The organism is Mycobacterium scrofulaceum, assembly GCF_001667885.1.
GTDB lineage: Bacteria > Actinomycetota > Actinomycetes > Mycobacteriales > Mycobacteriaceae > Mycobacterium > Mycobacterium scrofulaceum_C.
The window spans coordinates 1-701 of sequence record NZ_LZJW01000092.1 but is presented as its reverse complement, the minus strand read 5'-3'; the positions used below and the strand labels follow the sequence as shown (position 1 = coordinate 701).

Here is a 701-nt window from a genome sequence, read left to right as displayed (position 1 = left end):
TCACCAACGATGCGTTCACCATCGCCGGCAGCGCCTACGGCATCAACAGCAGCAACCCCAACAAGGTCATCACGACCGAGTTCAAGATCATCGCCGAGTGCTGACCCGACCGGGGATTGCGGCCTAGTCTCGAAAGACATCGATCAATGGAGGGGCCGGGTGAGGGAACGACTGCACTGGTTGGCAATGCACGGATTCATCCGGGGCGTGGCGACGCTCGGGGTCCGGCGGGGAGACCTGCACGCCAGGCTGATCGCCGATCCGGACGTGGCCGCCAACCCGGTGGCCTATTACGACGAACTGCGGGCCGCGGGACCGCTGGTCAAGGGCCGCGTCAGCTACCTGACGGCCGACCATGCGCTCGCCCATGAGCTGCTGCGCTCCGACGATTTCCGCGTGGTGATGTTCGGCGCGAACCTGCCGGGGCCGTTGCGATGGCTCGAGGGCCGCACCCGCGACGACCTGTTGCATCCGCTTCGTGCGCCGTCGTTGCTCGCCGTCGAGCCGCCGGACCACACCCGGTACCGCAAGACGGTGTCGGCGGTGTTCACCCCCCGTGCGGTCGCCGCGTTGCGAGACCGCGTGGAGCAGACGGCCACCGAACTGTTGGACCGGCTGGCCGCCGAGTCCGGCGCCTCCCCGGTCGTCGACATCGTGGGACGGTACTGCTCGCAGCTTCCCGTCGCGATCATCAGCGACAT

The 701-nt window shown here is 67.6% G+C and carries 1 protein-coding gene and 1 pseudogene; both read left to right on the top strand.

Going from position 1 to position 701, the window contains the following annotated elements:
• Positions 1–104: lipoprotein LpqH (locus A5681_RS27445; protein ID WP_197498604.1), on the top strand; the 104-nt coding region annotated here is incomplete at its 5' end.
• Between the two features lie 55 nt (positions 105–159).
• A pseudogene (locus tag A5681_RS14475) lies at positions 160–701 on the top strand (cytochrome P450); the annotation flags it as partial.